We start from the raw sequence: 26,350 nt of genomic DNA, 5'->3' as shown, positions 1-26,350 counted from the left end.
TGCAGGCCTTTTCATGTATGTATGGGGGTGCTATATTCTCATTGATGCTTCTTGGCGGGCAGCAGGAAGGTGGCTGCGGCGCAGATGGCGGCAATTAGGACGAGCAGGGCCATGACGGCGGCGATGCCGTAGGTGTCGGCGTAGTGGCCGAGGGCGGGGGCGATGATGCCGCCGATGCTCATCGAGATGCCGAGCGTGACGCCGGAGGCGAAGCCGATGTTCTTGGCGAGGTACTCCTGGCCGATGACGACGAAGGAGGAGTACGGCGCGAGCATGGCAAAGCTCATCGGCAGCAGCATGGCGTAGACGGCGTAGATGCTGTGGGAGAAGACGGCGATGGCGAGGAACGGTACGAGCAGGACACTGCCGAGGCGCAGCGTCTTGCGGTAGCCGTGGCGGTCGGCGAACCAGCCGCCGAAGAGCGTGGCGGCGACGCCGGCGATGCTGATGATGGAGAGCGTCATCGAGCCGATGGCCTCGCTCGTGCCGAGCGCCTGGATGCAGAAGAGCGGCAGGAAGCTCGAGAGGCCCGTGAAGACGGTCGAGCGGAAGAGAATGACGAGGAAGAGGCGGCCGAAGGCGTGCCAGTCGTTCGTGGCAGCAGGGCGGTCGTCACTCTGCCCCGCGCCGGTCTTAACAGCCGTCTCTTTCTTGTTGCGCTCAATGGCGCGGCGCAGGTGCGGGGCCGCGATGAGCAGCAGGACGCTCATGCAGATGGCCGTGATGCCGTAGAAAGCGAGGCCGTGCATGCCGAAGGTCGTGACGAGGAAGACGGCGAGGAGTGGCCCGAAGCCGAAGCCACCGTTGCCGCCGACGCTGAAGATGCTCATGCCCTTGCCGCGCGCGCCCTGCGAGACGCCGTTGACGCAGCGGGCGGCCTCCGGATGGAAGATGGACGTCGCGATGCCCATGATCGTGACGGCAGCGAAGATCAGCCAGTAGTCGGAGACGAAGCCCGTCAGAGCCAACGAGGTGCCGGCAAAGAAGACGCCGACGGCCATGAACCACTGGCGCGAGCCCTTGTCGGCCAGATAGCCGAACAAGGGCTGGATGATGGAGCTCAGAAACGAGGAGGCGAACATCAGGCCCGCGATGGCCGTGTAGTCCATGCCGTAGAAGCTGACGAAGAACGGCAGCAGGGCGGGCAGCGAACCCGTGTTGATGTCATTGCTCAGATGCGCCGCAGCGAGCAGATAGAGGTATTTCTTGTTCAGAGAATCAAGTCCTTTCATGAGAGTATTTTTTTATTATACCACACATCATGCCAGATGTTGGCGAGTCACTCCTGCTTGACTGAAAGGTACATTTCAGGTGGCGTTGAAAAGTGCGTTTTAGGTACAACGTGCGGTTCCTTCTGACTCTTCTCTATGATACAATAGAAGAAATACGATGGAATGGGAGGGAGTGCGATGATTGACATCCTGCTCGTGGACGACCAGAGGATCTTGCTGGAGGGGCTCAAGAAGGTCTTTGAGCCGGTGCCGGACATTGCCGTCTGCGCGACGTGCGCGCTGGCCGAGCTGGCGGAGGAGGCATGCCTGCGCTATCGGCCGGACCTGGTGCTCATGGATATCTGCATGGAGAGTCGCACGAGCGGCATCCGGATCTGCCGCAGGCTCAAAGAGCGCTTCCCAAAGATCCGCGTCGTCATGATGACGGGCATGTCGGAGCTGGCCTTCGTCGGCTGGGCGAGGGATGCTGGTGCAGACAGCTTCATCTATAAGGAAGCCGCGGGGGAGGCGTTCATCGACTGCATCCGGCGGACGATGGCGGGGGAGCACGTCTTCCCGGTCATCCGCGGCCGGGATACGTTCGGCGCGGCGGAGGCCAACCTGACGGAGCGCGAGCTCGAGATCCTGCAGCTCATCTGCCGCAGCAAGTCGCGCGAGGAGATTGCCGAGCTGCTCGGCATCTCGAAGCGGACGGTCGGCTTCCACATCACCAATATGCTCGAAAAGACCGGCCACAAGAGCGTGGTCGGCCTTGCCGTAGAAGCGGCCGAGAAGGGGCTGACGAGCGCAGAGACGCAGAATGAATGCGAGCGCGATGATACGGTATTCTCCTGATTGTACCTGAAATTGTACCTAAAACGCACGTTTGCGCGAGGTCAGAAGTAGGCTGTGACGCTCGTGCCGAGGATGTACTCGTGCATCGCGCGAAGCTGGGCTCCCTCGCTGCGGTTCTCAAGGCGGAATCCCTCGACGGCGCAGGCAAGGCCCGGCGCGATGACGTAGTCGGTGCGCACGCCCCAGCCGCGGAAGCCCTGGCGCCGGAAGAAGGTGCTGTCAGCATCCATCGTCGGGTAGAGGACGGACGACGATGGTTGGTCGTAATAGCGGAGCCAGGTCGAGAAGCTGCCGGCGCGCGCTTCATCGAGCACCCCATACTGTACGAGTGCGACGAAGCCGCGCTCTGATTCGCGGTAATCGTCGGCGTTGTGGCGGCCGTCTGAATGCAGGACCTCGAGCCCGAGCTCCCATTTTTCGGTGGGATGGTAGTGGGCGGCGAGCGAGGCGATGTGCTGGCGGTCGAAGCCATCGCCATCGCGGCCTGCCTTTATCCCAGACTTATGGAGTTTTGGCAGGCTGGCCGGCAGGTCCTCGCGCTGGCGGAAATCGAGATAGGCGGCACTGGCGTCCATCTTGCCGAGGCGCTTCTTCCAGAGCAGCGAGACACCGTCTTTCTGTTTGTCCGGCTCATCTGTCGTGCGGCCGACAAAGACGGCCAGGCTGCCCTGCGGCCAGTCGACGTCTCCTGTGCGGAAGCGCAGGCCGTCGATGCGCTTGTCGATGACATTGCCGTCCATGAGGTAGTAGTTGAAGCGGCCTGCTTCGAGCTTCGTGTGGGTGTTCTCATGCTGTACGTAGAGGCGTGAGAGCTTCAGGCGCTGCCGGCGCGATTCGTCCTTGCGGTCGCGCTTGTCCTCAAGCATCGTGCGGATGCTCGTGCTTCCGCTCGTTTCGAGGAACGGGAAGATGCGCAGGCGCTGTTCGGCGCGGAAGTGATCCTGGTCGACGCGTCGGTATGGCCCGCCGAGGTCCTGGGGTACATCTGCGTGGAAGCGTCCCTTGCCGTAGAGGAAGCGGTAGTCGCCGTGCAGCACAAGGCGCGGATAGTTTTTTCCGTCATCCGCACGGGCAGGCTCTCGTTTGTCAAGCGTGCCCTGCTGCTCGAGTTCTTGGAAGCTGGCATCTGCTCCGGCGGCTGTGGAGGAGGCGCTCAACAGCAGGGCGAAGGCGCCGAGGCATTGGCAGAGATTTCGTGTGGTCAGGCGTGCCTTCTGGTGGGTCATCATACGTATCCCCTTTCTTGGTGCGCGAGGGTGGATTCTCGTTCAAATTGGGTTATTCTCATTGTATCATAAGAGATGCAGCGAGGGAATGTTCGAGAGTAGGAATGTGGAATGGAGGTGATGGTATGGATGTCGTCTGGTTGCGCCATCTTGCATATGTGCTCATGCCGGCTCTGACCGTGCTCTGGGGTGAATCGCTCCGGGCGCGCTTCCTCCACCGCGGCGCGCGCCGGGCCATCCGGCTGCTCCTTGCCGCGCTGCTCGCCTGGCAATCCGTGCGCCTCTTGAAGTACATGGCCGAGCCGGCTGTGCTGGATGCGGATGAGACATTGCTGAGGCTGCTCTGGTATCTCTATTACATCTTCCGCGCGGCCCTGCCTGTCGCACTGCTATGGATTGCGCATGTGGCCGACCGTGATGCTGTCGCGCAGAGGCTTCCGGTGCATCTTTTCGCACTGCTCGTCCTGAATCTCGCACTGGCCATCGCCATCCTGACGAATGACTGGCATGAGCAGTTCTTCTCGTTCCCGCAGGAAAGGGAGGGCAGCGACTGGGAAGAGGAGGTTGAATGGGGTGCCTATGCCTACTGGACCCTCTGGTTCCTGGAAGTCTTTACGGCATTGGCAATCCTCTGGATCAAGGCGAAGCTGCAGAAAATCTGGCGCTTCCAGATGGTGCTGCCTGTCGTGTGCTGCATCCTGTTCCTTCTCTATTCTATCTTTTACAATTTTCTGCCTGCCGTGCGCATCGACGTGACGCTCACGACGACGGGCTTCTTTCTGCTGTTGCTCGAACTCTGCCTGCGGACGGGGCTCATGCCGTCGAATCACGATCACGAGGTATTCTTCCGCGAGGCATCGCTTGGTCTCATGCTGTTCGATGCAAGGGGGGCTGTGCGCCTCGTCTCGAAGGCAGCACCGGAGCAGGGGGCACGGCGTGACTGCCGCATCTCCAAGATGGAGGTGCCGGGTGGCGGCACCCTCGTCTGGTATGAGGACATGAGCCTGCTGCATGAACGCCAGCGCAGTCTCGCGCAGGCAAACCGCGCACTAGAGCGCAGGAGCCGCTATCTGCGGCGCACAGTGCATCTCCGCCGCCAGCAGACAGCAGCGGCGATGCACCAGCGCCTGCGCCGGGAGGTCGAGGCACTTCTTGAAGAACTGCGGCCGTACTTCCGGGAGTTCCGCGAGGAGATCCTGCGCACCGAAGGGCAGGAGAGAGAGCATGCGGTCCACAAGCTCAACCTGCTCGCGACATATACGAAGAAGCGCTGTGTGCTCTTCCTGAAGAGCGAGGAGAGCGGGACAATCGCGATCGAAGAGCTCGAGATGGCTGCCTCGGAAATCTGTTCGGCACTGCGCGCCTTCCATGTGCATGCGGCCATCACCTGGAATATGCCGAAGGTACTGCCGGCACAGGGGGCGCTTCTGGCCTTCGATGCACTGGTGACATTCCTCGCCGAGGCGGCGCGCAGCCAGGCCGCCCAGGAAGTGTATGTGACGATGGGAGAGAAGAGCGTGACGTTCCTAGTGGATGGGCACGACGCGTGGATGGATCGATGGCAGTCTCTCTGGCAGGAAAAGCATGAGGCGGCTCTGATCTCGTGCAGGGACCTCGGCTATGCCGTGTCCGTCACATGTGCCATTGCCCGAGGGGAGGCGGCGCCATGAGCGATTACGGTTTTGCCTTTGCCATGCTGCCGCTTGCCTTCCTGGCTGTCATCTGCACCGCATCTGGGCTGCGGGCAGCCTATGTGTGCCGCGTGCCCGGCGATGCCTCGGTCTGGTTTGAGGGAACGGCGGTGCTGCTCGCCTGTGATTTACTGCTCGACTGCCTCGATATGCGCGCCGCTGCGGTCCATATCGCGGTCCGGGGACTCCATCCGCTCTTGCTCATCCCGGCTCTAGGACTCTCTTTCGCAGGCCTCTGGCATCTGTGCAGGCAAGAGATGCGCACGCTCATCAAGGGCCGCTGCATCGCGCAGGCTGCACTGCTCTTTGCAGCAGCTGTGATGGCTCTTGGCGCGCTGTCCAATCATTTCCCGTGGAGCACACCGATGGCGGCGCTGCTGCTCATCGCTCGCTGGCGATTTCTCTGGCGGCGCCCGCGAGCAGAGCGCGAGCGGATACGCGAAGGGCTCGACACGTTGCCGGAGGGCATTCTCTTCGCACACGGCGATGGGCGCATCGTCCTGGCAAATCTCTCGATGCTTGACTTCATGGAAGGGATTGCCGGTGTGCAATTCCGCAATGCCGAGGCCTTCTGGCAGTGCCTCGAGGCCATCGCCGGGAAGCGTGTTTCGGCCAAGGCCTCGGGGACGCTGATCTTTCGCTTCCGTCACAGCGCCTGGCTCCTGCGGCGCAAGGCAATGAAGGGCGGCTGCATCGAGATCACGGCCTCCAATGTGACAGAGCTCGACGCCGTCACGCGCGAGCTCGAAGCGAAGAACGCAGTGCTGGCCGAGCAGGCTGCTGAGACAAAGCGCCTGCTGCAATCGGCTGTCGAGCAGGAGCGCCTCAAGACGCTCGAGAAGGTGCGCGTCCGCGTGCACGACATCATGGGCAGCCGCATCAGCATGCTGCAGAGACTGCTGACCGCGCCGGAGCCCTTGGAGGCGGCCAAGCTTGTGCCCACGGTCGACATGGTGCTCGAAGAGATCTGGTTCGAGGAAGAATCGCCGCAGGAGCTCCTGGAGGATCTCGTTCGGGCCTATGAGGCATTTGGCGTGAAAGTCCAGCTCACGGGACAGCTGCCTGCGCAGCGCACGACGGCGCTCGCCTTCGTGGAGATCCTGCGCGAGGCAGCGACGAATGGTATCTGCCACGGCCATGCGGATACCGTCGAGGTGACGATGAGCGAGACGGGTCTGCGCATCGCCGACAACGGCTGCGGTGCGCCGCCGGACTTCCACCCCGGCAGCGGCCTCTCGGCCATCATCCGGCGTGTCAAGTTGCTGGGCGCACACATGACCATATCGCCGCAGCCTTCATTCACGCTGACAATAGAGGGGGTCTGCCCTGCCCCGAAAGATTGAGGGATCATCATAGTGAGAAGCTGATAGCCCAGCTTCTTTTTTTTTTGCCTACCTGTCATTTATGACAGTACGGTCGCACCTCCCTTGGCAGTATACTGATAACGAAAGGGGATGAGAGCGATGGATAGAAAGAGCTTACTTCAAAGCCGCTCTTATGTGGTTGGCATAATCTTGATGCTGCTCATCGCGCTTGCCGCCGTGGCTGCGGCCGCGCCGGCAGTCCTGCCGAAGCCCGCTCAGATGACGTACGTGGCCGATACGGCTGCGATGATCTCAAATGAGGATGCGGCAAAGATTGCGGAGATGGGCAGGGGGCTTGATGCGGCGACGGGGGCTCAGGTTGTCGTCGTGACCATCTCCTCTCTTGATGGCGCTTCCATTGAGGAATACGCGACAACGCTTTTCCGCAACTGGGGCATCGGCGATGCCGAGAAGAACAACGGCGTGCTGTTGCTCATCGCCAAGGAGGACCGCAAGTTCCGCATTGAGGTCGGCTACGGCCTCGAAGGTGCCATCACCGATGGCTATGCGGGTTCCGTGCTCGATGACATGAAGGCAGACTTCAAGAGTGAGAACTACTCCGAAGCCATTGTCGTGGCCTATGCAAAACTCACGCAGAAGGCGTATGAGGAGTACGGTGCCGAGGTCCCCGAGAATGTCAAAGAAGAGGCGGACGCCTCGTTCTGGAGTATCCTGCTCGGCGCAGCCATCTTCTTCGGCCTCATGGCGCTGCTCGTCTACGCGGTCTGGGACACCCTGAAGGGCATCCTGCATCTCCTGTCGTCTGGCCACCTCTTTTCGGATTCGGTTGGCGGCACGGGAGCGGGGCGGTCGGGCAATGACGGTAGCAAGCGGCACAGCTCCGGTGGCTCGGGCGGGTCCGGCGGCTCCTTTGGCGGGGGCCGCAGTGGCGGCGGCGGTGCTTCGGGGGGATGGTAAAGCATAAGAGTCCGATTAGAATGCAAGATAGCGACAGCAAAGGGAGCGTCCGGATGGGCGTCGGGAAGGAGGATATATATGAAAGGTGGGACAATTCTTATAGGGCTGTTCCTCGTCTTCTGCCTGTTCTTCGGGTACCAGTACAACTCGGTGAAGAGCGCGCGGCTCAATGTCGATGCGGCTTACGGTCAGGTGGAGAACCAGATGCAGCGGCGGGCTGATCTCATCCCGAATCTCGTCAACACGGTCAAGGGCTACATGAAGCATGAAGAAGCCCAGATCAAGGCCGTCACGGATGCGCGTGCAAGGCTCATGAACGCTGGCTCTCCGGAAGAGCTCGGCGCAGCCGATGCGGAGCTTACAGGTGCGCTCGGCAAGCTCATAGCCATCGCAGAGAACTACCCGGACCTCAAGGCGAACACGCAGTTCACAGAGCTCATGCGCGAGATCAGCGGCACGGAGAACCGCATCGCCGTCGCGCGCATGGACTACAATGAGGCCATCCGCTTCTACAACATCAAGATACAGACATTTCCGGGGACGTTCTTCGCCGACATGATGGGCATGCGGCCGCTTCCGCAGTTCCGGGCGGAGGAGAAGGCGAAGGAAGTCCCGCAGGTCGCATTCTGAGCCGTTGTTCTGACTAGTTAGAAAAGGAGGATTATCATGGGTCTCATCAAGGCAGCAATGGGCGCAGCAGACGGCGTCATGGCCGATCAGTGGAAAGAATTCCTCTACTGTGACAGCCTCGACAAGGACACGCTGGCCGCAAAAGGACAGAAGCGCACGAGTTCGCGGGGCAGGAGCTCCAATACCTCGGGCGAGGACAATATCATCACGAAGGGCTCGGTCATCGTCGTCAATGAGGGCCAGTGCATGATGATCGTCGAGCAGGGCAAGGTCGTCGAGATCTGTGCCGAGCCGGGCGAGTACATCTACGACAGCTCGACAGAGCCGACTGTCTTTGGCGGCGACCTGGCGAGTGACCTCAAGGCTGTCTTCCGCAATATGGGCAAGCGCTTCACGTTCGGCGGCGATGCGCCGAAGGATCAGCGCGTCTACTACTTCAACACGAAAGAGATCATGGGCAACAAGTACGGCACGCCACAGTCCATCCAGTTCGAGACGATGATCGGACCGTACATGCTGAACGTCAACATCCGCTGTTTCGGTGAATACAGCTATCGCATCGCGAATCCCATTCTGTTCTACACGAACGTCTGCAGCAACTTCGACACCGTCTACGAGCGCTCGGAGATCGACTCGCAGCTAAAAAGTGAGCTCCTGACGGCCCTGCAGCCGGCCTTCGGGCGCATCGCGGCCAAGGGCATCCGCTACACCCAGCTCATCAACTACACGAAGGATATCCGCAATGAGCTCAGCGAGGAGCTCTCGGAAGACTGGGGCAAGAAGCGCGGCATCGAGATCGTCTCGTTCGGCGTCTCGTCGGTCAAGGCCGAGGAAGAAGATGAGCGCCGCATCAAGGAGATCCAGGACAGCGCCATCATGAGCAATCCTGACATGCGGGCCGGGCGCCTGGCGACGGCGACGGCCGATGCGATGCGCACGGCAGCCGGCAATGAGGCTGGCATGGGCGGTGCCTTCGGCTTCATGGGCATGGGCATGGCCGGGCAGATGGGTGCCGGTGCGATGGGCGCATTCGGCCAGGGGGCGCCCTCTCAGGGCAACCCGCTGACACCGCCCATGCAGCAGGCACCGGCATCGCAGCAGGCAGCGCCGCCGCAGGCACAGGCAGTCTGGACCTGCTCGTGCGGTCATGCGGGCAATGCGGGAAAGTTCTGTGAGGAGTGTGGCAAGCCGCAGCCAAAACCCGCCTCTGATGGCTGGACCTGCAGCTGCGGTACGGTCAACAAGGGCAAGTTCTGCATGGAGTGCGGCGCGAAGAAGCCAGCGGGCGAGCCGCTCTACCGCTGCGACAAGTGCGGCTGGGAACCGAAGGACCCGAAGCACCCGCCGAAGTTCTGCCCGGAGTGCGGCGACCCGTTCGATGAGAGTGACAAGCAGTGATGCATAGCGTCTGCAATGCATCAATAAAGAATCGATAGAAAGAGCAGATGAAGAGAGAAGAAGGTGAGTATCGTGGCCGAATCGTCAGTCAGCTATAAATGCCCGAAGTGCGGTGCGCCGCTTTCCTTCCAGCCGGGACGCGATACGGTCAGCTGCGAGTACTGCGGCACCGAATTTGAGATCGCGGCCATCGAGGCGATGTTCGCCCGGGATCAGGAAGCCGCCAGGCGCGCTGCCGAAACAAAGGAAGCCGAATTTGACACTGCCGCAGCGGGCGGCGAGTGGTCGCCAGAGGAGAGCAGCGCCATGGCCATGCAGACCTGCTCCTCGTGCGGCGCCGAGCTCGTTTCCGATGGCAATACGATGGCGACAGAATGTGCCTACTGCGGCAGCCCCAACATGATGCCGGCAAAATTCGAGGGAATGGTGAAGCCGGACTTCATCCTCCCGTTCAAGAAGACGAAGAAAGAGGCGCAGGAGGCGCTGCAATCCTTCTACAAGGGCAAGTATCTGTTGCCCGACGGCTTTGCCGGGGCCAATCGCACGAAGGACATCCAGGCGATGTACGTGCCATTCTGGCTCTTTGACGCCGATGTCTTTGCCAGGGCCAATTTCCGCGCCGAGAACGATGTGCGCCGCGAGACGGCGGATGAGATCATCACGGAGACGAGCGTCTACCAGTGCGAGCGCGCCGGTTCCATGCACTTCGCGCGCATCCCTGTCGATGGCAGCGAGCGCATGGACGATGCGTACATGGACAGCATCGAGCCGTTCGATTATGCAGAACTCGTACCGTTTTCCTCGGCCTACCTCACAGGCCATCTGGCCGACAAGTACGATGTCGATGCGGAGGCGAGCATCCCGCGCGCCGACGACCGCATGCGCTCGACGGCCATCGACACGCTGCAGAAGACTGTCAAGGGATACGACCGCTGCTCGCTTACAGGCGACCCGTCCTTCTTGCGCGAGAGCGCCGCGATATCCTACGCGATGATGCCGGTCTGGATCTTGACGACGCGCTACGAGGGCAAGCCCTACACCTTCATGATGAATGGACAGACGGGCAAGTTCGTCGGCAGCCTGCCGATCGACAAGCGCAAGTCGTGGCTCTATCCCGCCATTGCGCTCGCTGTATTCTGGCCGGTGCTTTACTTCATCGTGCAGTATTTCATGACGACGTAAGGGGGGCTCTTTATGACTGCAAAGATCCTAGGGATTTCCTTCGTGCTGGCACTCGGCGCCGCTTTCCTCGTGCGCTATATCCTGATTGCCGGCATGAGCAATGTGCACAAGGCCGTCAAGGCTGACTCCTACCTTGAGGAAGAAAGTTTCTCTCTCGTCGACAGCAACGATACCTTCCTTTACACCCAGATCAAGCGCCAGCCGAAGGCAAAGAAAGAATCGTGAGATGTGATGGAAAAGAAGAAAAAGAAGGGGAGGATGACCATGAGGAAGTTGCAACGCGTTGCCGCCCTGATAATCGGACTGCTGATCGCTGTGCTCGTGCTCGGCTGCGACAACTCGAGTACAGACAAGCCGAAGGATCCAGAGCCGCAGAAGCCAAAGATCACCCTGAACTACGAGCCGGTGAAGCTGGAGCAGGGCAAGGAACTCTCGCTGGCTAAGATCAACAACACCGACAAGATCGTCATCACGAAGACGTTCCACCGCACCGGCGCTATGACGAAGATTGGGGATACCATCTACATCCGCAATGCCAACACGGGGACCATCCTCGAGGCGAAGCTCGAGGATGATAACCTCAAGATCACGAATGCGGAATTCGTCAAAGATGTGCCGGAAGAGAGTTTCCTCTCCAATGACGGCAAGGAACTGATCTACACCGATGCCAAGCGCAAGGTCAATGCTGTCGCTTCGGATGGAACCAGCAAGCCGTTCTACGAGAAGAATGTTCGCGGCATGGTTGGCGTACCGGGCAAGGATGAAGCTGTGTCGTTCTACAATGCGCAGGCCATTGTGCGCTATGCCATTGCGGATGGAAAAGTCTCGCAGGAGATTGGCACCGTCATCCCGAAAGAGCGCGATAAACTGCTCACGACGCCGGACGGTCTTGCCTGCGATGGCCAGAATGTCTATCTGTTCGGCAGCACCCTGGACGGCAAGATGAGCGTCGGCGCTGTCGCCGCCTACAGCCTGGACGGCACACAAGCGTATATCCTCGGCCGCAAGAATGACCCTGACCGCAAGCCGGGCTTCCTGGCCAGCGCGTTTGACGTAGCCGTCACGGATGACTACCTCTTCGTATTCGACGGCAACATCCGCAAGATTAATATCTTCAACAAAAAAGACGGTTCCTTTGTCGACAGGATCAGTGCGGACAAGCTGTTTGACGGCCAGAACGACGTCCAGATGATGCCTTATGGAGGGAATCAGGTGTTGGCCATCGTGAAGGAAAGCTCCAGCAAAGCCAAGGAGGCGGGGAGCGGCGACAAGGTGTTCATGCTCAAGCTCTGATTGTCAGGAGAGTGACTATTCCTTCGCAGGCGTGTCAAAGCCTCTTCGCGCATCTGCTGCGGAAGAGGCTTTTTGACTGAGCTACTTGTATTTTGAAGGCCGGACTTGTATACTAGAAGCGTTGGAATACGGGAACCTCCCACAAGAAAGAAGGAACATTCATGAAGATCATGAAGTTGAGCTTTTTGGCGATGCTCGTCGCAGCAGTCGCGGCTGTCTATGTGCCGACGGCCTGCTCGGCGGCCTATGTAACGGCGTATGAGCAGCACGTCGACGAGAAGTACGTCGTCGACACCTCGACGGTATACCGCCCGGACGCAGAGCACATCAATGTCGGCGTCTACTACACGGACAACATCAAGAACAAGACGTATCCGTACGTCTACAAGTTCTGGTACAACACGGGGCGCGGGGCCTGGTACATCCTCGAGCAGAAGAATGCCGCTGAGTCGGGCGACATCTACGAGGATGATACGCACTACTGGTCCATTGTCGAGGAGAAGAGCATCGCACAGGATGTCCTCAAGGTCGTCCTGGCCTACGCGGGCTGAGCCTGACGCCAATCGGATAAGACTGCTGAGTTTGCTGGAAAAGCGCTCAGCAGTTTTTTTATGCCTGTATGACCGATATCGCGGCAATATGCCTGTTGTTTTATTGTGATTTTTAGAAAGATTTTTTTATCGCGCAATAGCTTGCATTTTGTATTCAAGTGATGTACACTAGGGTCCATCAACATTACAGAACGTCGCATCTACTTAAAAGATAATGCATTCATAAAAGACATTTGAATTATGGAGGTGTACAGTAACGATGAGGAATTGGGGAAAGAAAGGAATCATTTGCTTGTTGTCTATTATGGTGGGCTGTTCCCTGCTGCTATCGGGCTGTGGACTCGGCAAGATGGCTCGCGAACATCAGGCCGCGCAGGGTGGACCTGTCGAGCTGAAGCTCGCCTACCACTTGCCACAGGATCATTACCTATCGCAGGGCATGGAGCGCTTTGCACAGCGCGTCAATGAACGTTCGAATGGTAGCATCAAGATCACGACGTACCCGGCCGGTCAGCTCTACACCGACAAGAGCATGAATGATGCCATCATGACGGGCGGCCTCGACATGGGCCTGAATTCCACGGCGATGTGGACGACCGTCGTGCCGGCGCTCAACGTGCTCGATGTGCCGTTTCTCCTGAACAGTTATGAAGCCGTCGGCCGCGCGATGGATGGAAGTCTCGGCCGCACGCTGACGAGCGAGATGGAGCGCAAGGGCGTTCATCCGCTGATCTGGGTGGATTACGGCTACGTGCAGTTCTGCAACAACCAGCGTCCGCTCAAGGAGCCGGAGGATTTCAAGGGACTGCAGCTGCGCGGCTACGGCCAGATCCCGGCTGAGACCATCAAGGCACTCGGCGCTTCGCCTGTCACGATGAGTTCGAGTGAGGTCTACATAGCCATGCAGCGCGGCACGATCGATGGCCAGACTTCCGGAACGACGGCCATGTACCAGAGAAAGATCTACGAAGTCGCCAAGTACCTCACGATGACGAATCATGCGTACTGCGAGTTCGTGCTGGCCGTCAATGGCAGTTCCTGGGACCGCCTGACGGATGAACAGAAGCAGATTGTCGAGGAATGCGCCAAGGAGACGCGCGACGAGCTGCGCGAGCAGACACGCCAGGAAGACCGTTCCTGCATGGAGAAACTCCGCGACGCCGGCATGGAAGTCTACGAGATTCCGCCGGAGGATATCCCGAAGTGGCAGGAAGCGACGATGCCGGTCCGCGAGAACTTCATCCGCAAGATGGGCGACCTTGGCCGCCAGCTCGTCGATCAGTGTCTCGCGGCCGATCAGTGACCCGTGAATTGAGTTTTTTGAGAAAGGAAGCGGACTTTCATGACATTCAAGGATATCGTTCTGCTCTATGACCGCATACTCGGCAAGATTACACGCGCGGCCGCTGTCCTGGCTGGCTGCCTGCTGCTCATTACGGCCTTGATTATCTGTTACGAGATCATTGTGCGCGATTTCTTCCATTCGCCGACCGAGTGGGTGCTCGAGGTTTCGACGTACGCCATCCTCGTTGCCGGATTCCTCGGCCTCGCTGTTGCGTTCCGCGACAATACCCATGTGCGCGTGGATATCTTTGCGGGGCGCCTGGCGCCGGAGACGAAGCGCAAGGTCGACATGATCATCAATGTGATCTCGTTCCTGCTCTTCCTGATCTTCATGACGGAGAGCATGGATCTCGTGACCTCGTCGTATGTCTATCATAAATTGTCACCGTCCATCCTGCGCTTCCCGCTTTTTATCCCGCAGTTTGCGCTCGTCTTCGGTTCATTCCTGCTGCTCGGCGAGATTGCCCGTCGGTTTCTCTTTGAGCTGCTGCGCTTGCCGCTGGATCAGGATCGCAATGAACATCCGGAAGGGAAGGTGCGTTGAATGTCTGCTGTCTATACCATCATCATCTTAGCTTTGTTTGCGCTCGGCATGCCGGTGGCTTTTGTGCTCCTCTTGGGCGGCGTGCTCGGCATGCTCTTTTTCCTCGGTGGCCCTGCTGCATTCACGCAGATCCCGGTCATTGCCTACAAGACGCTCGATGATTTCGTGCTCGTCGCTGTGCCGCTCTACATCCTGATGAGCGAGATCCTGCTCAAGGGAAAAGTAGGCAATGGGCTCTTCGATCTCGGCAGCAAGTGGCTCGGCCATCTGCCGGGCGGCATCGGCGTTGCGACGATCTTCGCCTGTGCGATCTTTGCCGCCATTTCGGGCTCCAGCGTGGCGACAGCTGTGACGATTGGCGCCATGGCAATCCCGGAAATGCTCAAGCGCGGCTATGAGCGCACGACCGTCCTCGGCGCGGTTGCTGCAGGCGGCACACTCGGTATCCTGATCCCGCCGAGCATCCCGATGATCCTCTACGGCTCCATCACGGGCGAGTCGGTCGGCAAGCTCTTTCTTTCCGGCATCGTGCCGGGCGTCCTCATGACAGTGTTCTTCATCTGCTACCTCGTCTTCCGCTGCCGCCATATGGAGCGCCAGGCACCAGCAAGCTGGCAGGAGCGCTGGGCCATCCTCAAGGAGAACATCTGGGGACTCTTCCTGCCAATCCTCGTCGTCGGCGGCATCTACACGGGCCTGTTCACGCCGACTGAGGCTGCAGCCGTCGGCACGTTCTACAGCATCATCATCACATTCTTCGTCTACCACACGGTAAAATTGCGCGATATGAGCGAGATTCTCGCCGATACGGTCAAGACGACTTCGATGATTTTCGCCATCATGATCGGCGCGATGCTCTTCGGCTTCATCCTGACGGCCTTGCAGGCACCGCAGGCGCTCATGGCGCTCGTGACGGATGCACAGGTCAGTCGTTGGCTCATCTTTATCGGCATCAACATCGTCCTCCTGGCACTTGGCTGTGTGCTCGAGACGGTCTCCATCATCCTCATCACGCTGCCGATGCTCTATCCGATCGTCAAGTCGCTCGGCTTCGATCTCATCTGGTTCAATGTCGTCATGCTCATCAACATGGAGCTGGCCCTCATCACGCCGCCAGTCGGCATGAACCTCTTCGTCATCAAGGGCATCAGTCCTGACAGCACGATCGGCCAGATCATCCAGGGCTCCGTGCCGTTCGCCATCATCATGGCACTCGAGATTGTCCTCTTGTGCCTCGCACCAGATCTCGCCACCTGGCTGCCAGCCGTCCTGCAGTGAATGAGATTGCCTTTAGCAATAGAGCCTGTCGCTTTTTGCGGCAGGTTTTTTGTTTGCGCGCATGCGACGATATCGTGTGACGAAGCAGGATTTTGCTCAATGAAAGCGAAATATACAGCAGTAAAGCATCATGAAATGAAAGGAAGTCATGAATATGAGCAAGGAATTTTCGGGGCAGAAGGCATGCATTGCGCCGGAGGGCGTCTTCATCATCGGCACGTACGACGAGAACGGCGTGCCGAATGCCATGAATGCGGCCTGGGGCGCGCAGTCGGATTACGGCGAGATCACGCTCTTCCTCGCACCGCATAAGACAACGGACAATGTCAAGAAGACGAAGGCATTCACCGTGGCGTTTGCGACGAAGGACACCGTCGAGATTGCCGACTACTTCGGTGTCGAGACAGGCCGTAAGGTCAACAAGATCGAGAAGGCTGGCTGCCACACGCACAAGAGCGCGCACGTCAATGCACCAATCATCGAAGAATTCCCCGTGACGCTTGAGTGCGAGATGAAGAGCTACGACGATGAGACGGGCATCCTCATCGGCAAGATCGTCGCCGAGCAGGCCGATGAAGCCGTTCTGACGGATGGCAAAGTCGACTACGACAAACTCCAGCCCATCATCTTCGACATCGCGACCATGACGTACCGCATCGTCGGTCCCGTCGTCGGCAAGGCATTCCACGATGGCCTGAAGCTCAAAGGCTGATACGGTGGAGGGAAACATCGAGATCCGCGTGGCGCGGGCTCAGGATGCGGAGGCTCTGGCACGCATTTACGCTTATTATGTCGAGAAGACGGCCATCACCTTTGAGTACGAGGCGCCGGATGCGGCGGAGATGGAGGCGAGGCGCAAAGAGATACTCGAGCATTACCCATATCTCGTCGCAGAGCAGGCGGGCCATGTGCTCGGCTACGCCTATGCGCATGCGTTTTACGGGCGGGCGGCTTACGCGTGGTCGGTCGAAGTGAGCATCTACGTCGCGAGTGACGCTAGGGGACAGGGGATTGGCCGCAAGCTTTATGCAGCTTTGGAGGACGCGCTGCGCGGGATGGGGGTGCTCAATATCAATGCCTGCATCGCCGTACCGCGCACTGAGAGTGACCCGTATCTGACGAATGGAAGCCTGGCCTTCCACAAGCGCCTCGGCTACAATATGGTCGGCATCTTCCACCAGAGCGGCTGCAAATTCGGCCGCTGGTACGACGTCGTCTGGATGGAGAAGATGCTCGGCGAGCATGAGGAGCCCCCGGCAGTCGTGCAGGATTTCCATGGTATAGATCAATGAATGAAAAAGAAGCGCTATCTCGCATATCGTTTGCGAGACAGCGCTCTTTTTGTGATTCGTTTTTATGATGACTGCATGAAGTTTCAGGATTACCAGAGGCCGATGACTTTCCACCAGGCGGCACCGATGGTCAGGTAGATGACCGTGGTGATGGTCGTCATGACAAAGCCGTTCTTCCACCATTCGCTCTGCGAGACGTAGCCTGCGCCGTAGTAGATCGGGGCGCAGCCGTTGCCGTAGTGCGTCAGGGAAATCGGCACATCGGCGAAGATGCCGAAGATGATGGCCGTCATGAGCGGCGGCGCGCCGACGGCGACGCTGACGGCGATGAAGGCCGCGTAAAGAGCACTGATGCGCGCCGTAACGCTGGCGAAGCAGTAGTGGATGTAGGTGTAGAAGAGCAGGAGGATGAGAGCCGAGGCGACCCAGCCGAGTCCGAGCGAGGAGATGGCGCTGCCGGCGGAGTTTGCCATCCATTTGATGATGCCGGACTTTGCGAGAGCCGAGGCGAGCGTCATCAGGGAGCCCATCCAGAACATGGCATCCCAGGCACCCTTCTCACTCAGGACGTCCTTCCAGTTGATGACGTCGACGATGATCATGACACAGACGGCTGCCATGGCGACTGGCGTCGCGCCGATGTGCGTGAGGCCGGATGTTGCCCAGAAGAAGAGCGAGCCGAGAAAGACGACCGTCAGGTATTTCTCACTGCGCGACATCGGTCCCATGGCGTCGAGCTCTTTCTGTGCGAGGTGCTTGGCATCTGGGATGCTGACGAGCTCCGGTTTCGTCAATTTGAGCATGACGAGCGGCACGAGCAATAGACTCAAGAGGCCCGGCACGATGGCCGCGCTGGCCCAGCCCATCCAAGTGATCTCGACGCCGAGCGTCTTGGCCGCGAGTGCTACGCAGAGCGGGTTGCCTGCCATGGATGTCACGAACATCGTGCAGGTGACGGCGTCGCAGTGATAGCCGACCTGCATGAGATACGTGCCAATCTTCTTAGCCGTTTCGTTCGGTTCAGATCTGAGTGCACCGGCGAGAGAGCGGACAATCGGGTACATGATGCCGCCGCCGCGAGCTGTTGCCGATGGCGTGGCGGGGGAGATGATGAGTTCACTGAAGGCAATTGCGTAGCCGAGGGACAGGGCGCTCTTGCCGATGGCCTTGATGATGCCGAAGGCGATGCGCTTGCCGAGACCGCTCTTGATGAAACCGCGCGAGTAGAGGAAGGCGCAGACAATCAGCCAGATGGTCGAGTTGCCATAGCCGCTCAGTGCATCGCTGACCTTGAGCAGGCCGCTGAGGGTCGAGAAGGTGATGGCGATAAAGGCGACAGCACCGATTGGCAGTGGTTGCAGGATGAAGCCGACAACCGTGGCGATGAAGACCGCCGCCAAGTGCCAGGCCACGACCGTGACGCCTGCGGGGACCGGCATAAACCAGATGATTGCGCCAATCGCGATGGTGATCAGGGCATTGCGTTGCTTCTTATTCATACGAATCACTCCTTTCTCTGCCAGTGTAAACAAAAATGTGAGAAAAGTCAATGGAAATAATGGAAAATTGTAAGTGTTATGTCTTGCTGAAAAATCAGATATCCATTAAGGTGCTGGCGATTTATTGGTGGAAAATCCGGAATGATGGCCGTATAATAAAAAGTAAAGATATTTAAAGGAGTGCCTGGCATGGTGAACCCTTTTTACAAGAATTTGCGATTGCGCACGTTTGCGGCAGTCATGCTGCTCAATTTTTTCGTCATCCTTCTCATCTCGATCTTTTTCCAGCAGCGGTCCCTTTCCTTTTTTGAGCGAGAATTTGCTGATACACTCTACGAACAAGCTAAGGGCAGTGGACAGCGCGTGGACAACGGCTGGCAGTCAATCTACCAGGCTACGGTACATGCTTCGTTTGATGACCGGCTTCAGGCGATGATGCAGGAAGATGAGATAGCCCACAGCAGAGAGATCGCGGAGCGGCTGCGTGCCTATAAGAAAGAGAATCCTCTGATCGACCGCATCAGTCTCTACGATCCGTCGACGCATCTGCTCATCCGCTCCGATGAGTATCAGGCTGTCCAGCAGCTCGATGACAGGGGCGACGCCTGGGCCGCGTGCATCGCGGAGCAGTCTGGGCGGACGCCGCTTCTGGCCAGAGATCTGCTCGGGGCTTCTCCAAAGAAGATCTACCTCTACAATAAGGCCTTGCGGTCATCGGATGGCACGTTCCTGGCTTGGCTGACCGTCACGTGCAGTGAGCGCAGTCTGTACTATGAATACCTGGCTGCACTCGATCAGGGAGATCGGAATCTTGCCTGTCTCTACACGCAGGAGGGCAGCCTGCTGACGGGCAGCTTTCCGGGAAAAGAGGCTGCCCTCCAGCAACTAGCAAATAAGATACGAGAAAATCCGGATGGGCAGGCCCGACTGACGGTAGAGGGGCAGGACTACCAAGCAGTCTGGCTCCAGCTCTCGTTCTCGCAGACGGTTTTCTGCCTGCTGAAATCACAGAGCACCTTGAATGAGCAGGTCATGCAGATGCAACTGCTCTGCATCTTGTCGGCCCTGGTGGTGCTGCTGCTCTCCGCTGTATTCCTCTACTGGATTTCGTTGCGCCTGGCCGGGCCGGTCGAAACCCTTGCTGAGACCATGCAGGAGGCTGGGCGCGGTCATCTTGACGTGCGTGCGCCAGTCCACGGACAGGATGAGATCGCGTATTTATCCCAAGCCTTCAACAACATGCTGGAGCGCATGAATGATCTCATCGAGCGCCTGGCCAGCGAGCGGGAGCAGAAGAAGGAGGCAGAGCTCAAGGCACTGCAGTACCAGATAAGGCCACACTTCATCTACAATATGCTCAATGCCATCCGCTTTGCTGCGATGATGCAGGGAGCTCGCAATATCGGCAAACTATTGGCGGATTTTGTCGAGCTGCTGCGTGCCAGCACCAATCGTCACGGTTCATTTGTCCCGCTGTCGGAGGAAATCAAGACACTCCGTCATTACACCGATTTGCAGGAGTTCCGCTTGATGGATACTTTTGAAGTGGTGTTTGAGCTGCAAGATGAGGCGCTGACCTGCATCGTGCCGCGCATGATCCTGCAGCCGCTCGTGGAGAACAGCATCCTGCACGGACCGTCAGAGGAGCGCCCAGTCTGCCATATCCAGGTGACAGCCCGCTGCGAGGGAGAAGAGCTATGCCTATCTGTGCGCGACGATGGACAGGGCATGACGGATTCTTGCATGCGCGCATTGGAGCAGGGCAAGCAAACTGCATCAGAGCGTGCGCACGGGGGCCTTTCTGGGATTGGCGTGCACAATGTGGTCGAGCGCCTGCACCTTTACTATGGAGAGCAGGCCAGCCTGCGCTATCGCAGCGATGGTCATTCCTTTACGGAGGCCACGCTGCTCCTGCCCGTATCACGCAATCTGTCCGGGCAGGAAGACGGAGGCCGCGGTTGAGGATGAGATTGAAATGGAGATGGAAGGGGGCATTTTGATGCGTACGATGGCAGTTGTCTTTCTGGCACTGCTCGTCGGCACGGCTGTCATCCTCCTGCCCTTGCAGGATGCGCAGGAAGAGATGAGCCGCCCGGCTTATACGGTCGGCGTCGTGCTCAAGGCGATGGACAGTGAGCATTGGCTGGCTGTGCGGTCCAGCATGCAGAAGGCCGCCGAGGAGAATCACATCCGCCTGATCGTCATGACGCCAGAAAATGAAGCTGCCTATGGCGAACAGGATCAGATCATCGAGGATCTTCTGCAGGAAGGCATCGATGCACTCATCGTCTCGCCGGTCAACATCCACCATACGGCGCAGTGGGTGGAAGAGGCGCAGCAGCGCGGTATCCCGCTGCTGACCATCGATGAAAAATTGCCGGGGATCCCCTATGTTGGCTCGGATAACTATCGCGTCGGCCAGATGGCTGCGGAGGAGATGGCCAAGCGGCTGCCTGCTGGGACATCTGTCGGCATCCTCGCTGGCAGCGCGAACCAGGATGCGCATATGAAGCGGACGGCAGGCTTTCGGGATTATCTGCGGGAACACACAGATCTGCATCTTGTTGCTGTGGCAGCTGAGGATACGAAATACCGTCAGGCCGCGCTGGAGAGTGCGGACATGCTGAGGCAGCATCCGGATATCCGAGGGCTTTTTGTGACCAGTGCGGTGATGACACTCGGCGTCATCGATACGACGGAGGGAAATCAGCCGCCCATCCACATCATCGGTGTGGACACCCAGAGTGATGCCCTGGCGGCCCTGCGCCTCGGCCGCATCGATGCCATGATCTCGCAGGATGGCCATGAGAGCGGCAAGATGGGCATCGACCTCATCGTGAAGGAACTGCAGGGCGAAGGGATTGACGGCGATCATTTCATTTCGAATGAAGTCATCACGAAGGGTGATGCGAATGCCTATCAGATGAAAGAGGATTGATTGATGTATAAAGTGATTATTGCAGATGACGATTTTTTAGTCCGCACGTACCTGAAACAGATGATTGACTGGGAAGCGCATGGTTTCACCATCGCGGGAGATGCCAAGAACGGAAAGGAGGCTCTGCGGCTCATCGAGCAGGAACGACCTGCGCTGGTCATCACGGATATCTGTATGCCAGTGCTCGACGGCATCGGCCTGATCCATGAGATGCGTGACCGGGGCCTGCCTGGGCACATCCTTGTCTTGAGCGGTCATGATGATTTTTCGTACGTACATGAGGCCATGAAACTCGGCATCGATGATTACTTGCTCAAGGATGACCTGACACCGGAGAATATCCTGTCGTTCCTGCAGGGGCATCTGCAGTCTGTGGCAGAAGAGCAGGAGAACCTTCCCGTCTCACCGGAAGAACTGGCCAGACTCGGGAAAGAAAAGCTGCGGGAGGATTTTTTCACTTCATTCCAAAAGAGCGATATGGCAGAGGAAGAATTGCTGCACATGGCCAAGCGAGCAGGCCTTCCTGAAACATTCCGTTTCGCGGCGGCCTGTCGCATTTCCCTGCGGGGCTGGCAGCTGCGAAGACAGCAGTTCTCGCCAGATGACCTTGCCTCGTTCCAGCAGGCATTTATCGAGATGTGCCAGACGTTCCTCGGGCATCAGCAGCCGGAGCTCTTGGGCCAATCTTTCTCCGTGAGGCCAGATGATGGTGCCTGGGGAATCTTGCTGTTTTTCCCGCATGCCGTCAGCCGGGCGTCTGTCTTGCAGCAGCTCCAAGCGCTTGGGCAAAAGATTCAGGTGCTCATCCGGCGTTACTTCGACCTGCAGTCCGTCCTGGTCCTGACGGCACCGCAGGTCAGCTGGCTTGCCCTGCATAAGGCATGGCAGGCCGTTGCAGCGCAGGCGGAGTCCGTCTTCTACCTGCCGCACGGCATGTTCCATCTGGAGGACTTGCCGGTATTGCAATCATCTGCACCATTTGCCGCCGACCTGCCTGCAGAAGCATTGTGCCACAGCTTGGAGCAGATCCCGCTGACGAAGCAGGCGCGCCGTGCCTTGGTCCACGAGCGCTTTGCCGGACAGGATGGAGCGGAGCTTGCTGCACTCGATGAGGCGGAAGCCTTGCCGTCTTTTCTGGCAGCGCTGCACAAAGCGCTCGATGCCGTGCGTGTGGTGAGTCGCCTGCATCCATCGGTTAGGCAGGCCATGGCGATCCTTGAGGCACATTACCGGGAGAATCTCACGCAGTCAGAGGTAGCGGCGGCGGTCCATCTCAATCCGGCGTATTTCTCGACACTATTCAAGAAGAATGTCGGACAGGGGTTTCGCGAATATCTGACGGAACGGCGCATCGAGGCCGTCAAGAGATGTCTCCGCAGCAGTACAGGACGCATCAAGGACATTGCTGCAGCTGAGGGCTTTGACGATTATCCGTACTTCTGCCGCCTGTTCAAGAATCTCGTCGGGCAGACGCCGCAGGAATACCGTCTGAGCCAGGGGCAGGGCTCTGTACAAAAAAAGGAATAGGAATCCAAAAAAAAGACAACTCTTTGCAAGTGACTGCAAGGGATTGTCTTTTTTTCATGCTCGGGCAGCACATTGCTCGCTTATCTGCCAAGAAAAGGATAAATCTTCTAAAAAAGCCAAAAACAAGACGAATAGAGAATAAACTATAATAATATACGTAAAACAAAGCAACAACAAGTCACACGCTGTCAAGCGAGGAAAGAGAGGATTTATCATGAAAATTGGTGTCATTGGTGCTGGTCGTATCGGTAAAGTTCACATCCGCAATATTTCTCTGTTCGTCCCGGAGCTCACGATCAAGACGGTTGCTGATCCGTTCATGAACGAGAAGACGGCTGCCTATGTCAAGCAGTTCGGCATTGAAAACGTGACGAAGGAAGCAGATGATATCCTGAATGACCCGGAGATTGAAGCCGTCGTCATCGCTTCTTCCACGAACACGCATGCAAAATTCATCATTGAGTCGGCAAAGGCTGGCAAGAACATCTTCTGCGAGAAGCCGATCGACTACGATCTCAAGCGCGTCCATGAGGCCATCCAGGCTGCCAAAGATGCTGGCGTCCGCCTGCAGATCGGCTTCTGCCGCCGCTTCGACCACAATCATCGCGCTGTCTACGACATGGTCAAATCCGGTAAGGTCGGCCAGCCGCATCTCATCCGCATCAGCTCCCGCGATCCGGAGCCGCCTTCCATCGATTACGTCAAAGTTTCCGGCGGTATCTTCTACGATATGATGATTCACGATTTCGATATGGCTCGTTTCCTCGCTGGCGATGAGGTTGAGGAAGTCTATGCACAGGGTTCTGTGCTCGTTGATCCGGAAATCGGCAAGGCCGGTGATGTCGACACGGCTGTCGTTACGCTCAAGTTCAAATCCGGTACGATTGCTACGATCGATAACAGCCGCCGCGCTGTCTACGGTTACGATCAGCGCGTTGAGGTCTTCGGCTCGAAGGGCGTTGCCTTCAACAGCAATGACATCCCGAACACCGCACACTTTGCAGATGCCAACGGCACGGTCGGTGGCACGGCTTATCAGGTCATGTGGGATCGCTATGAGCAGGCTTTCGTCAACGAGATGAACGCCTTCGCCAAGGCAATCAAGGAAGGTACGGAGACGCCGGTCACGGGCGAGGATGGCCTTTATCCTGTCGAGATGGCCGCTGCAGCAACGAAATCCCTGAAAGAGGGACGTCCGGTCAAGATCGCTGAGGTTCGCTGAGTCGTTGAGGAAATGAGAAAATAGGAGGAATCACTCATGAAACGTTGTGCCTGCATTGATACATTGTATACGGAAATCCCTTTTGAAGACCGCTTCGCCGCAGCTAAGCGAGACGGCTTTGAGTCCGTCGAATTTTGGGACTGGCGCATCCGCGACCTCAAGAAGGTCCGCGCGGCAGCCGAGGCTGCAGACATCGCGATCAGTGGCTTTAATGGCGACAATGATTTCTCGCTTGTTGACCCTGAGCAGGAGAAGCCCTACCTCGAGGCACTCAAGGCATCCTTGGAGGCGGCGCAGGCCGTCGGTGCCGAGACGGTCACGATCCACTCCAATGCTCTGGGAGATGGTGGCGTCGTCGTCAATCACTACGACGAGCTTTCCGACACTGTGAAGCTCTGCTCCATGTACCGTACCTTGACGGAAAGTGTCAAATTGGCAGAGGCGTACAAGATTCGCATGAATCTCGAGGCGCTCAACATCAAGGTCGACCATGTCGGCAACTTCCTGCAGACGACGCAGATGGCTGCTGAAGTCACGCGCCTGATTGATTCCCCGTATCTCATGGTCCTCTTTGATGCCTATCACATGCAGTACAACGAGGGTGCGCTCTGCTACAACCTCGAGAAGTACATCGACCAGATTGGCCACATCCATGTGGCGGACTGCCCGGGCCGTCATGAGCCGGGTACAGGAGAGATCTGCTACCATAATGTCTATGAGACGCTGAAACGCCTCGGCTACCAGTATCGTGTCGGCTACGAGCTCTTCCCAGAGAAGGATACGAAGACTGCAGTCGCTGCCATCATGCAGGACTGACCTCACATATTCCCATCTGCAGACTCGTAGAAAGGAGGGTCCTCCATGGACACAGCACAACCGGCAGCCACGGCACCAGACCCGCAGAATGGACGCCTTTCCTGGTTCACTAGGATTTCCTACGGTCTCGGCGATACGGCGATGAACATTGTCGCCGGCGCCATGACCATCCTGACGTTCTTCTACACGGACTATGCCGGCGTAGAGCCGACGACCGTCGGCCTCGTCTTCCTGTTATCCCGCATCTTTGACGGTGTTTCCGATCTCATCATGGGCTTCGTTGTAGAACGCACGAACTCCAAGTGGGGCAAGTCACGCCCCTGGATTCTTTGGTCCAGCATCCCGTTCTGTATCTCGATTGTCCTGATCTACACCGTACCACAGGGGTCAGACTTCATGAAGTTCGTCTACCTCTTCATCACCTACAACTTCTGCAACACCGTCTGCTATACGGCCTTGAACCTGCCTTACGGCAGCCTCTCCGCGATGATGACGCGCATCTCGCGTGAGCGCGATATGCTCTCAATCACGCGAATGGCTCTCTCGCCGATTGGCAAGATCATCTCGATTTCAGCAACCCTGCCGCTCATCAAGGTGCTTGGTGATAACCAGGCCGCCTGGATCAAGGTCATGAGCATCTGGGCCGTGCTCGCCTTCGTCCTCCTGATGCTCTGCTTCACGCAGTGCAAGGAGACCGTCGTCATCGAGGCGCGCAAGAAGGTCAGCAAAGTTCCGATCATCAAATCCTTGAAATGCCTGTTCTGCAATAAGTACTTCTGGATGGCCATGACGATCTGGATGATGCAGTGCATTATCCAGATGGTGACGGGCACCATCCTGCCGTACTACTGCAAATACATCTTCCATGACGATTCGCTGTTCAGCATCCTGCTGCTCTGCGAAGTCATCACGACGATTGTCTGCACGATCCTCTTTTGCCCGAGACTCCTCAAGCGTTTCGGCAAGCGGAATATGTCCTTGATTGGTGTAGTCGTCGCACTCGTCGGCCACTTGATCTACTGCCTCAATCCGACGAGCTTCTCCTGGGTGGTCTTCAGCTGCATCATCCGCGGCATCGGTTTTGCCCCCTTGAACTCGGTCATCTTCGGCTTCCTCGGCGACGTCGTCGAGTACGGCCAGTGGAAATTCCATGTCCGTCAGGAAGGTCTGATCTTCTCCGGTGGCTCTGTCGGCTACAAAGTCGGCACTGGCATCACCGGCGCGTTCATCACTGTCCTGATGTCCTGGTCTGGCTACATCTCTTCCTCGACGGCCGATGCCGTCCAGCCGCAGTCCGCTATCGACATGATTGTGAACATGTATATGTACGGCATGATCATCATCTGGGTCATCCTGCTCATTGTCCTGCTCTGCTATCAGCTCGATAAGCTCTATCCGAAAATCATGCGCGATCTCGTCGACCGCGAGGCACATGGCGAACTCTGAGCTTCGTGCATATCATCTCTCAGCAATATGTTGTTTTTCAAACTGGTTGCCCGACCCCTTCGGTAACCAGTTTTTTTTATTCCCCGGTGGTGCTGCACGTCATCGCATGAAACTTTCAAAAAACA

The 26,350-nt window shown here is 58.0% G+C and carries 24 protein-coding genes; 21 read left to right on the top strand and 3 right to left on the bottom strand.

All coding sequences use genetic code 11. The features are described from left to right. Positions 1–38 precede the first annotated feature (38 nt). The gene (locus B2X55_RS00510) at positions 39–1,232 is read right to left on the bottom strand and encodes an MFS transporter (RefSeq protein ID WP_286820452.1); all 1,194 of its coding nucleotides are present in this window, start codon (positions 1,230–1,232) and stop codon (positions 39–41) included. 177 nt (positions 1,233–1,409) lie between these two features. Between B2X55_RS00510 and B2X55_RS00505 the strand changes: the two genes are divergently transcribed. After that, positions 1,410–2,066, top strand: coding sequence for a response regulator transcription factor (locus tag B2X55_RS00505; protein WP_286820451.1), 657 nt, complete (start codon positions 1,410–1,412; stop codon positions 2,064–2,066). 41 nt (positions 2,067–2,107) lie between these two features. Here the strand turns inward: B2X55_RS00505 and B2X55_RS00500 are convergent, their stop codons facing one another. Then, positions 2,108–3,295, bottom strand: coding sequence for a hypothetical protein (locus tag B2X55_RS00500; protein ID WP_286820450.1), 1,188 nt, complete (start codon positions 3,293–3,295; stop codon positions 2,108–2,110). Between the two features lie 122 nt (positions 3,296–3,417). Between B2X55_RS00500 and B2X55_RS00495 the strand changes: the two genes are divergently transcribed. From B2X55_RS00495 to B2X55_RS00430, 14 genes are all read left to right on the top strand, one after another. Next, positions 3,418–4,962, top strand: a complete 1,545-nt coding sequence (locus B2X55_RS00495; RefSeq protein WP_286820449.1) for a hypothetical protein — start codon at positions 3,418–3,420, stop codon at positions 4,960–4,962. Further along, positions 4,959–6,326, top strand: a complete 1,368-nt coding sequence (locus B2X55_RS00490; RefSeq protein WP_286820448.1) for a sensor histidine kinase — start codon at positions 4,959–4,961, stop codon at positions 6,324–6,326. The genes B2X55_RS00495 and B2X55_RS00490 overlap by 4 nt, the downstream gene beginning before the upstream one ends. Positions 6,327–6,482: 156 nt before the next feature. Further along, entirely contained in the window at positions 6,483–7,265 is a 783-nt protein-coding gene (locus tag B2X55_RS00485) for a TPM domain-containing protein (protein ID WP_286820447.1), read from the top strand. A gap of 78 nt (positions 7,266–7,343) precedes the next feature. Next, complete coding sequence (locus tag B2X55_RS00480; RefSeq protein WP_036376965.1) at positions 7,344–7,895, top strand: LemA family protein; 552 nt, start codon at positions 7,344–7,346, stop codon at positions 7,893–7,895. Positions 7,896–7,931: 36 nt separating this feature from the next. Beyond that, on the top strand, positions 7,932–9,293 hold the full coding sequence (locus B2X55_RS00475) for an SPFH domain-containing protein (RefSeq protein ID WP_286820446.1): 1,362 nt from the start codon (positions 7,932–7,934) through the stop codon (positions 9,291–9,293). A gap of 72 nt (positions 9,294–9,365) precedes the next feature. After that, on the top strand, positions 9,366–10,475 hold the full coding sequence (locus B2X55_RS00470; RefSeq protein WP_036376960.1) for a zinc finger domain, LSD1 subclass subfamily: 1,110 nt from the start codon (positions 9,366–9,368) through the stop codon (positions 10,473–10,475). Positions 10,476–10,487: 12 nt separating this feature from the next. Then, a complete protein-coding gene (locus tag B2X55_RS00465; RefSeq protein WP_036376958.1) occupies positions 10,488–10,700 on the top strand; it encodes a hypothetical protein in 213 nt (70 codons plus the stop codon). Positions 10,701–10,739: 39 nt separating this feature from the next. Beyond that, entirely contained in the window at positions 10,740–11,768 is a 1,029-nt protein-coding gene (locus B2X55_RS00460; RefSeq protein ID WP_286820445.1) for a hypothetical protein, read from the top strand. A gap of 161 nt (positions 11,769–11,929) precedes the next feature. Continuing rightward, positions 11,930–12,319 (top strand): hypothetical protein, encoded by a 390-nt coding sequence (locus tag B2X55_RS00455; RefSeq protein WP_036376952.1) that lies wholly within the window; start codon positions 11,930–11,932, stop codon positions 12,317–12,319. Positions 12,320–12,623: 304 nt separating this feature from the next. Continuing rightward, the gene (locus B2X55_RS00450; protein ID WP_286820444.1) at positions 12,624–13,622 is read left to right on the top strand and encodes a DctP family TRAP transporter solute-binding subunit; all 999 of its coding nucleotides are present in this window, start codon (positions 12,624–12,626) and stop codon (positions 13,620–13,622) included. A 39-nt stretch (positions 13,623–13,661) separates the two neighbouring features. After that, positions 13,662–14,207 (top strand): TRAP transporter small permease subunit, encoded by a 546-nt coding sequence (locus tag B2X55_RS00445; protein WP_286820443.1) that lies wholly within the window; start codon positions 13,662–13,664, stop codon positions 14,205–14,207. Further along, a complete protein-coding gene (locus B2X55_RS00440; protein WP_286820442.1) occupies positions 14,208–15,485 on the top strand; it encodes a TRAP transporter large permease in 1,278 nt (425 codons plus the stop codon). A 154-nt stretch (positions 15,486–15,639) separates the two neighbouring features. Beyond that, positions 15,640–16,197, top strand: coding sequence for a flavin reductase family protein (locus B2X55_RS00435; protein WP_286820441.1), 558 nt, complete (start codon positions 15,640–15,642; stop codon positions 16,195–16,197). A 4-nt stretch (positions 16,198–16,201) separates the two neighbouring features. After that, positions 16,202–16,777, top strand: a complete 576-nt coding sequence (locus B2X55_RS00430; protein WP_286820439.1) for a GNAT family N-acetyltransferase — start codon at positions 16,202–16,204, stop codon at positions 16,775–16,777. A gap of 89 nt (positions 16,778–16,866) precedes the next feature. Here B2X55_RS00430 and B2X55_RS00425 read toward each other — a convergent pair whose 3' ends face one another. Then, a complete protein-coding gene (locus B2X55_RS00425) occupies positions 16,867–18,276 on the bottom strand; it encodes a DASS family sodium-coupled anion symporter (protein ID WP_286820438.1) in 1,410 nt (469 codons plus the stop codon). Positions 18,277–18,489: 213 nt separating this feature from the next. Here B2X55_RS00425 and B2X55_RS00420 point away from each other — a divergent pair, with 213 nt between their 5' ends. The 6 genes from B2X55_RS00420 (at position 18,490) to B2X55_RS00395 (ending at position 26,225) form a co-directional block, all read left to right on the top strand. Beyond that, positions 18,490–20,238, top strand: a complete 1,749-nt coding sequence (locus B2X55_RS00420; RefSeq protein ID WP_286820437.1) for a cache domain-containing sensor histidine kinase — start codon at positions 18,490–18,492, stop codon at positions 20,236–20,238. A gap of 46 nt (positions 20,239–20,284) precedes the next feature. Continuing rightward, on the top strand, positions 20,285–21,214 hold the full coding sequence (locus B2X55_RS00415; protein ID WP_286820435.1) for a sugar ABC transporter substrate-binding protein: 930 nt from the start codon (positions 20,285–20,287) through the stop codon (positions 21,212–21,214). A gap of 3 nt (positions 21,215–21,217) precedes the next feature. Then, the gene (locus tag B2X55_RS00410) at positions 21,218–22,741 is read left to right on the top strand and encodes a response regulator (protein WP_286820434.1); all 1,524 of its coding nucleotides are present in this window, start codon (positions 21,218–21,220) and stop codon (positions 22,739–22,741) included. 214 nt (positions 22,742–22,955) lie between these two features. Further along, positions 22,956–23,963 (top strand): inositol 2-dehydrogenase, encoded by a 1,008-nt coding sequence (gene iolG / locus B2X55_RS00405; RefSeq protein WP_349678220.1) that lies wholly within the window; start codon positions 22,956–22,958, stop codon positions 23,961–23,963. A 36-nt stretch (positions 23,964–23,999) separates the two neighbouring features. Further along, positions 24,000–24,779 carry a TIM barrel protein gene (locus B2X55_RS00400; protein WP_286820433.1) on the top strand — a complete coding sequence of 260 codons (780 nt, stop codon included), beginning with the start codon at positions 24,000–24,002 and terminating at the stop codon, positions 24,777–24,779. A 45-nt stretch (positions 24,780–24,824) separates the two neighbouring features. Beyond that, entirely contained in the window at positions 24,825–26,225 is a 1,401-nt protein-coding gene (locus B2X55_RS00395) for an MFS transporter (protein ID WP_286820432.1), read from the top strand. The last annotated feature ends 125 nt before the right edge of the window (positions 26,226–26,350 follow it).

The sequence above is a fragment of the Mitsuokella sp. UBA4253 genome (assembly GCF_002395285.1).
GTDB lineage: Bacteria > Bacillota > Negativicutes > Selenomonadales > Selenomonadaceae > Mitsuokella > Mitsuokella jalaludinii.
Note: the sequence above shows the minus strand (reverse complement) of the source record. Positions and strands in the feature narration are given on the sequence as shown.

Excerpts from the sequence above, each read along its gene's own strand:
- B2X55_RS00510 (WP_286820452.1), bottom strand. The coding sequence starts at position 1,232 with ATGAAAGGACTTGATTCTCTGAACAAGAAATACCTCTATCTGCTCGCT.
- B2X55_RS00505 (WP_286820451.1), top strand. The coding sequence starts at position 1,410 with ATGATTGACATCCTGCTCGTGGACGACCAGAGGATCTTGCTGGAGGGG.
- B2X55_RS00500 (WP_286820450.1), bottom strand. The coding sequence starts at position 3,295 with ATGATGACCCACCAGAAGGCACGCCTGACCACACGAAATCTCTGCCAA.
- B2X55_RS00495 (WP_286820449.1), top strand. The coding sequence starts at position 3,418 with ATGGATGTCGTCTGGTTGCGCCATCTTGCATATGTGCTCATGCCGGCT.
- B2X55_RS00490 (WP_286820448.1), top strand. The coding sequence starts at position 4,959 with ATGAGCGATTACGGTTTTGCCTTTGCCATGCTGCCGCTTGCCTTCCTG.
- B2X55_RS00480 (WP_036376965.1), top strand. The coding sequence starts at position 7,344 with ATGAAAGGTGGGACAATTCTTATAGGGCTGTTCCTCGTCTTCTGCCTG.
- B2X55_RS00475 (WP_286820446.1), top strand. The coding sequence starts at position 7,932 with ATGGGTCTCATCAAGGCAGCAATGGGCGCAGCAGACGGCGTCATGGCC.
- B2X55_RS00465 (WP_036376958.1), top strand. The coding sequence starts at position 10,488 with ATGACTGCAAAGATCCTAGGGATTTCCTTCGTGCTGGCACTCGGCGCC.
- B2X55_RS00460 (WP_286820445.1), top strand. The coding sequence starts at position 10,740 with ATGAGGAAGTTGCAACGCGTTGCCGCCCTGATAATCGGACTGCTGATC.
- B2X55_RS00455 (WP_036376952.1), top strand. The coding sequence starts at position 11,930 with ATGAAGATCATGAAGTTGAGCTTTTTGGCGATGCTCGTCGCAGCAGTC.
- B2X55_RS00450 (WP_286820444.1), top strand. The coding sequence starts at position 12,624 with ATGGTGGGCTGTTCCCTGCTGCTATCGGGCTGTGGACTCGGCAAGATG.
- B2X55_RS00445 (WP_286820443.1), top strand. The coding sequence starts at position 13,662 with ATGACATTCAAGGATATCGTTCTGCTCTATGACCGCATACTCGGCAAG.
- B2X55_RS00440 (WP_286820442.1), top strand. The coding sequence starts at position 14,208 with ATGTCTGCTGTCTATACCATCATCATCTTAGCTTTGTTTGCGCTCGGC.
- B2X55_RS00435 (WP_286820441.1), top strand. The coding sequence starts at position 15,640 with ATGAGCAAGGAATTTTCGGGGCAGAAGGCATGCATTGCGCCGGAGGGC.
- B2X55_RS00425 (WP_286820438.1), bottom strand. The coding sequence starts at position 18,276 with ATGAATAAGAAGCAACGCAATGCCCTGATCACCATCGCGATTGGCGCA.
- B2X55_RS00415 (WP_286820435.1), top strand. The coding sequence starts at position 20,285 with ATGGCAGTTGTCTTTCTGGCACTGCTCGTCGGCACGGCTGTCATCCTC.
- B2X55_RS00410 (WP_286820434.1), top strand. The coding sequence starts at position 21,218 with ATGTATAAAGTGATTATTGCAGATGACGATTTTTTAGTCCGCACGTAC.
- iolG (WP_349678220.1), top strand. The coding sequence starts at position 22,956 with ATGAAAATTGGTGTCATTGGTGCTGGTCGTATCGGTAAAGTTCACATC.
- B2X55_RS00400 (WP_286820433.1), top strand. The coding sequence starts at position 24,000 with ATGAAACGTTGTGCCTGCATTGATACATTGTATACGGAAATCCCTTTT.
- B2X55_RS00395 (WP_286820432.1), top strand. The coding sequence starts at position 24,825 with ATGGACACAGCACAACCGGCAGCCACGGCACCAGACCCGCAGAATGGA.